The sequence below is a fragment of the Planktothrix sp. FACHB-1355 genome (assembly GCF_014748295.1).
Classification (GTDB): domain Bacteria; phylum Cyanobacteriota; class Cyanobacteriia; order Cyanobacteriales; family Aerosakkonemataceae; genus Aerosakkonema; species Aerosakkonema funiforme_A.
In genome coordinates this window covers 1-6,914 of sequence record NZ_JACJUP010000257.1, presented here as the reverse complement: position 1 = coordinate 6,914, position 6,914 = coordinate 1, and the positions used below count along the sequence as shown (strand labels likewise).

At 42.9% G+C, this 6,914-nt stretch carries 4 protein-coding genes; 3 read left to right on the top strand and 1 reads right to left on the bottom strand.

Features of this window, described 5'->3' with window-relative positions; all coding sequences use genetic code 11:
* Window positions 1-188: 188 nt before the first annotated feature.
* The 3 genes from H6S82_RS13110 to H6S82_RS13100 all read left to right on the top strand — a co-directional run bounded on the left by H6S82_RS13110 (window position 189) and on the right by H6S82_RS13100 (window position 3,610).
* On the top strand, window positions 189-992 hold the full coding sequence (locus H6S82_RS13110; RefSeq protein WP_190468752.1) for a radical SAM protein: 804 nt from the start codon (window positions 189-191) through the stop codon (window positions 990-992).
* Between the two features lie 324 nt (window positions 993-1,316).
* Entirely contained in the window at window positions 1,317-2,402 is a 1,086-nt protein-coding gene (locus H6S82_RS13105; RefSeq protein ID WP_242056933.1) for a YhdH/YhfP family quinone oxidoreductase, read from the top strand.
* 92 nt (window positions 2,403-2,494) lie between these two features.
* Complete coding sequence (locus H6S82_RS13100) at window positions 2,495-3,610, top strand: hybrid sensor histidine kinase/response regulator (protein WP_190468755.1); 1,116 nt, start codon at window positions 2,495-2,497, stop codon at window positions 3,608-3,610.
* Window positions 3,611-3,768: 158 nt separating this feature from the next.
* Here the strand turns inward: H6S82_RS13100 and H6S82_RS13095 are convergent, their stop codons facing one another.
* On the bottom strand, window positions 3,769-6,684 hold the full coding sequence (locus H6S82_RS13095; RefSeq protein ID WP_190468758.1) for an ATP-binding protein: 2,916 nt from the start codon (window positions 6,682-6,684) through the stop codon (window positions 3,769-3,771).
* Between the last annotated feature and the right edge of the window lie 230 nt (window positions 6,685-6,914).

The window sequence follows — 6,914 nt, the reverse complement described above, 5'->3', positions numbered from 1 at the left end:
TCATCCGGTTTATGTCCGAATACAATAATTTTTACAAATTATACTACGCTCTAAATAGCAAAAATTGTAAGGAAATTAAAAGAAATTTTTCAAATTATAACAATCTATCTAAATTTACAAATATATCCTTGAATCTGCGATAAAAATAATAGATAGATGTGGAATTGCAGCCAGAACGGTTTTAAGTAATGTCCGCTGAAACAAGTACCAAGTTTACTTCTGTTTACGGCCCAGTTAAATCTTGGCGATATGGTCGATCGCTCGGTATAGACCCCATTGGCCCAGTGTCTGTTTGTTCGTTCAACTGCGTGTATTGCCAATTGGGAGAAATTGAACGTAAAATATGCGATCGCGCTATCTACATCCCCACGACACAAATTCTCCAAGATTTGCAAGCTTTCGCGCCTTGGGATGTAGATGTCATCACCCTCAGCGGTAGCGGCGAACCCACTTTAGCACTTAACTTGGCAGAAATCCTCTCATCAATCAAACAACTCACTCATCGACCGACTTTAGTATTGACAAACGCCACATTATTATCAGACCCTGATGTGCGTGCGGCTTTGTCTTTAACTGACAAAATATCGGTCAAACTTGATGCCATTTCCGCCGAACAATTGCGGCGCGTCAATCGACCTGTGTCAGGGATAGAAATGTCAGATATTTGCACAAATATTAAAAATTTTCGTCAGGAATATCGCGGACATTTAGGCATTCAAACCATGATTTTAACGAAATGGAATGAAGCTACTAAAGCTGAATATCTGCAAATGATGCAATCTTTACTGCCGGATGAAATTCAACTCAATACCCCGACGCGCCCAAAACCGTTGAAACACGAAATAGACGGAAGAGAGAACCACAGCAGCGCCGATAATAGACCTTACGAAGTGCGATCGCTCAAATGTGTCAGTCTAGATGTTTTGCAGGAATTCGCCACCGAAATTAATCGCGCTACTGGTATTCCTGTACGTTATGCTCCCATTGGGTAAGTCTCTGAATTTAAGAGTAGCTAAATTCAACCGATCTTCGTCCGGGCACAATTGATATCTTTACGTCCGCATAAATGACCTTACCAGCGGCGAGGTCGAAGAGCCGAAAAGCTTACCCAGTCAATTTTCAGGTATAATTGTCGCCCTATCCGAATAGAGAGCAAAGTTACTCTTCTCTTAATAGAGATCTCCAAGATATACTTCTTTGCTACTTAGCGTGCTAAACTTGCAGGAAAATCCCTTCTGCGGAGTGATTCGATAATTTGTAGGCTGGGCATCACCGACCATCTAAATATAATTGGTAATTGCCCACTATTGCTTCTCTTGAAAGGGCTACAGGCGTTTTGGCAGGCAATGGCCAACCCAGCCAATGATATCAAGGTGTTTATGACAAAAGAAACATTTAAAGCTTTTCTCGTTAGCCAAATAGATAACAAAAATTACCAGACGAATATTGTAGAAAAAGTAGTGGATGACCTGCCACAAGGTGACGTTCTAATTCGTGTGGAATACTCTTCTCTAAACTACAAAGATGCGCTATCAGCCAAGGGAAATCCTGGCGTTACCAAAAAGTTTCCTCACGTACCGGGAATTGATGCTGCTGGAAGAGTGGTTATCAGTAAATCTGCCCAGTTTCAAGCAAACGATTCTGTGATTGTGACTGGTTTCGATTTAGGAATGGATACTTGGGGAGGATTTGCCGAATATATTCGCGTTCCTGCTGAATGGGTGGTTAGTCTTCCTGATGGAATGAGTCTGAGGGAAAGCATGATATTTGGAACGGCTGGTTTTACGGCAGCACTTTGCATCGACGCGCTACAACAAAATAACATTACTCCGGATAGAGGCGAAGTTTTAGTAACTGGTGCTACTGGTGGAGTTGGCAGTATTGCTATTTCTATTTTAGCAAAATTAGGTTACGCTGTTGTAGCGGTTACAGGCAAAGAATCGCAATATGACTACCTCAAGTTCCTGGGTGCATCATCAATAATCTCAAGAGAGGAAGTCAACGATAATAGCGGTAAGCCCCTGTTGAAAGAACGTTGGGCAGGAGTGGTAGATACGGTGGGAGGAAATACTTTAGCAACGCTGATCGAAACTACCAAGCATAGCGGCTGTGTTACCGCTTGTGGTTTGGTAGGTGGTGCGGAGTTAATAACGACTGTTTACCCTTTCATTTTGCGGGGAGTGCGGCTGATTGGAATTGATTCGGTTCAATGTCCGATCGCAACCAGATCGTCGCTTTGGAAAAAGTTAGCGTCTGATTGGAAACCCTCGCATTTAGAGCGCGTGGTAACAACTGTAAATTTAGAAGAATTGAGAGAGAAAGTTAATGCAATTCTCCAAGGAAAAATTGTAGGGCGTGTGCTAGTTGACCTATCAAGGAAAGATCGGCTAGCCAAATTATAGTTAAATTATAGTAATGGCCAACGGCCATGCAGTCACAAACCAAACTACCAGCAAAATTAAGGAAGAGGTAAATAGTAATTTATTTTAGTCTTATGTCAAATAACCCGAAGATAAAAATTTTGGTAATTGAAGACGAAGAAATCGTCCGTATAACCATTTTAGAAATTCTAGCCAGACAAAATTTTGAGACATTTGAGGCCGAAAATGGCATCAAAGGCATCGAAATTGCTAGAGAAAAAAAGCCCGATCTAATTATTTGCGACGTGCGGATGCGCGAACTAGATGGCTACGGTGTCCTGAAAGCGCTCAGAAGCGAACCTGCGACGGCAGCTATCCCCTTCATTTTTATCACTGGCTTATCTAATAAAGCGGATACCAGGAAAGGTATGGAAGAGGGAGCAGACGATTATATAATCAAACCGTTTACACCTGCCCAATTGCTGAAAGCGATCGCAGCTAGACTCGAAAAACAAGCCGCTATTAAGCAGCAAGAAGCACAAAAACTAGATGAATTGCGTAGGAATATTACTTTATCCCTTCCCCATGAATTGCGAACTCCTTTAAATGGCATTATGGGGTTTTCACAACTGCTACTTACCGAGTTAGATTCGCTAGATAAATCTGAGATTCGGGAAATGGTCGAGCAGATCCAAGCTGCTAGCAAACGTTTGTATCGCCTGATTCAGAACTTTTTGTTGTACGCAGATCTAGAAGTTATTGCTTCCCATCCAGAGCGAATCAAAGCGCTACGGAGTCATCGGATAGAGTATGCCAAAACAATGATTGCCGATATAGCCATTCACCAAGCAAAAAAAGCGCAACGAGAAAACGATCTGCATTTGCATTTAGCAGATGGAGAAATTCAAATTTCCGCACAGCATCTGAATAAGCTGGTAGAAGAACTGATAGATAACGCTTTTAAATTTTCTGAAACGGGAACGCCAATTTATATCATCAGCATGGTAAAAAATAATTTTTTTATTCTATCCGTGAGCGATAAAGGACGGGGTATGAACGCCGAACAAATTGCTAATTTAGGAGCTTATATGCAGTTCGATCGCAAACTCTACGAACAGCAAGGCTCTGGTTTGGGATTGGCGATCGCTAAACGTCTAGCAGAATTGTACGGTGGAGAATTGTTTGTAGAAAGCATCCCCGGACAGCAAACAACCGTGCGGGTTGTTATTCCTACTCCAAGCCAATTTTAGATTTTAGATTTTGGATTTTGGCTAGGGAAGAGGGAAGAGGGAGAGGGAAAAGGGAAGAGGAAGAGGGAGAAGGGAAAAGCGAAAATATTAATTCTTCTACTCCCCCACTCCCCCACTCCCCCACTCTCCCTGACGCCCTAGTGCCTAACCCCTAACATTTAGCTACAAATAGGAATCTCAATTACGAACTCTGCGCCTTTTCCTGGCTCTGATATACAGTGCAATTTTCCACCATGTTTTCTGACCACAATTTGGTAGCTAATTGCCAATCCCATTCCAGTTCCTTGACCGATAGGTTTGGTTGTAAAAAACGGGTCAAATAGCTTTCTTTGGACATCATCAGCAATTCCCAAACCATTATCTGCGATGCGGATAAATAAACGGTTGTTTTCTTTTAAAAATGTGCGAATTGCGATCCTACCCTGGCAAGCCTTAATTTCTGCCAGCGATCGCTGTTTGTTGTATTCGTTTATGGAATCAATAGCATTACACAGCAGATTCATAAATACTTGGTTTAGCTGTCCGGCGTAGCACTCGATTTTGGGTAAATCACCGTACTCTTTAATCACCTGAATACCCGGATAATCCCCTTTAGCTTTCAGACGATTATGCAAAAACATCAACGCTGACTCAATCCCCTCGTGAATATCTACCCTCTTCTTTTCTGCTTCATCCAAACGGGAGAAATTTCGCAAAGACAGAACTATATCCCGAATGCGATCGGCCCCTACTTTCATCGAATCCAACAGTTTGGGAAAATCTTCTACTAAAAAATCGACTTCCTTGTCTTCAATTTCTACTTGCAGTTCCGGAACTGGATTGGGATAATAATATTTGTAGAGATTAAGCAAATACAGCAAATCTTGAGCGTACTGTTTCGCGTATTGAATGTTGCCGTAGATAAAATTGATGGGGTTGTTAATCTCATGTGCAATCCCACCAACCAATTGACTGAGGCTAGACATTTTTTCGGCTTGAATTAGTTGCGCTTGAGTTTGCTGCAATTGGCGCAAAGTTCTTTCTAATTGTTGAGCTTGTGCCGTAGCAGTAGCTGCCAATTCTTCCTTAATTTGTAATGCTTGCCGCAGTTCTACTTCAGTCTGTTTGCGCTTTGTAATATCGCGTAGCAGCACAACATATTCTTGTCGTTCTTGATTATTTCTGCCTGAAATTGCCACTTCCAGAAATCGCGAGTTTCCATCTCCACGAGTTACGATCTGTTCGCTACGGGATGGCCAACGCTCCGGCACATCCGGTAAATCCAAAAGTATTTGGTTTAAACGATTTCCGAGTAAATTTTCATTTTTTACTCCAAACAACAGTTCGGTTGCGGGATTTGCTTGCAAAATTACACAATTTTCATCTAACACTATAATTGCATCCAGAGCAATTTTGAAAAGGTGTTCTGCCTTTTCTCCGGCTTCGATAATACTCGTCACTTGCGGTAAGCTAGTCCAGCAAGCGATCGCTACTCCTACAAATGCACTTGTCAGCAGCAAAAGTACAAAAACATTCGTATAGTTTTCGACAGATGCGCTATCTAATTTAGCTCTAGCCGCCCATCCTATTGTTGTGGCGCTGCAAATTAAGAAAATTAAAACTCCCACCTGCACCAGCACAAAATCTGGCATCCTTTCCTGAGAAAGAGGACGATGGCGTTCTTTCCACCAAGATGGATGGAAAGGTGGAAATTTGAGGCTACGTACAGCTGCATCTGCTGCCAAAATTGCGATCGGCAACAGCAATCCGATCGCCAAATATTTCCAGTCCCAAGCTAAACCTCCCACTACCAGGACGATCGCTTCAACTACAAAAAAGCCTCCCGACCACAACGGCCATAATACAGCCGATTTACCTCGACGCAGCCACAATCCTAGATGGATCGCCAACATCGAAAAAAGATATCCCGTTCCAGCTATCATCACCACGAGATCCACATCTCCCCACATCAGACAAACCAGATTCAGTACAAGGGTAAATGTCAGACCCGGGCCGAAAACACCCCGCCGAGAAACGACTCCAAATACAGGTGAAAGATATCCGTCTATTGCCAGTTGATATAAAATTCGGGGCGAGTTGGAAACTGCCGTAGCCGAACTCAAAAGACAGCCGCAAGCAATCAGAAATGTCACCAAAAATGAAGCTGATTCACCCCAAAATGGTTTGGCTGCCCCCACCATATTTAAAAAAGCATTGTTGCCAATTTCGGAAGCATTTGCCAACTGCATCAGTACCCAAGAACCACCCAGATACACTGGCACAATTAACCAGGCAGCAAAATCTAAACAACGCAAGGTGACTCTGGGGTTTTTGCTATCTGCCACAAACGAAGAAGCAGTTTCGCAACCGTAAACGGCATATACGGCAATAAAAAACCACTTCGCCCATTCCACAAAATTGAGCGGCGGCAGATTTTGTATTTCTAACCCACTGCTGGGAAAAAAACCGGGACTGTCGCTTGCTAAACTTAACCATCCAATTCCTTGAATGCCAAAAGCGAGTAGCAATCCTATTGCTGGAAAGACAAAGCATGAATGCAAAATTCCCAAAGCTCTCGTGCCGCTAAAAGCTACTAGAAAAGGAAGTAAAGTAAATCCAATTCTCAACAACGTTACCGGACACGAAATGCCAAGCGGAGAAAGAGTCGCCTCGATTAAATCGGTGAGTATAATGGCATTCATCGGCGGTACCGATACCCATCCCAAAAGATAGCCGATCGCTGCATAGCGAGCCAGTCCGGGATAGCTTTTCAGTAGTCTGGTCGTGTAATTGGGCGTTCCTCCCGATACTTTCGGCCACTGAATACCCAGGCGCTTGATTTGCAGGTTCAGCATAATACCGACGATCGCTCCCGGCAACCATACAAAAATTGCTTTCGGCCCTAACTCTGCGTGCATACTCGGTGCGGTACCAAGCCATAGCAACAAACCGGAAAGCCCGAATCCCCAGCTTTCCATCGGACTTAGGCTTGCTTCGAGACGCTGGGAGAAACGACGATTCAGTTTTCCTTTATCCACGTCTGCACAACTATTAGACTTTTGCGAATAAGTAGTGTTTATGTTAAGTTCAACCATAAATTAGGGACTCGAAGGCGACCAGCCCGATTTATTTTTATGAAAATACAGTTGTCCCGATCAACTTTCTTGGAGTTAGCCTAAGAGTTGATGCTTTGAAAAGATACACCCAAAATCGAGCTCTAGCTTTTGCTTTATCACTTTAAAGCCTATACTATCTTTATTTTTACTATCAATCTCTGCTTAACCTTACTTACGATAGAACAATTTACATAATTTGTGGTGTATCC

Excerpts from the sequence above, each read along its gene's own strand:
- H6S82_RS13095 (WP_190468758.1), bottom strand. The coding sequence starts at position 6,684 with ATGGTTGAACTTAACATAAACACTACTTATTCGCAAAAGTCTAATAGT.
- H6S82_RS13110 (WP_190468752.1), top strand. The coding sequence starts at position 189 with ATGTCCGCTGAAACAAGTACCAAGTTTACTTCTGTTTACGGCCCAGTT.
- H6S82_RS13100 (WP_190468755.1), top strand. The coding sequence starts at position 2,495 with ATGTCAAATAACCCGAAGATAAAAATTTTGGTAATTGAAGACGAAGAA.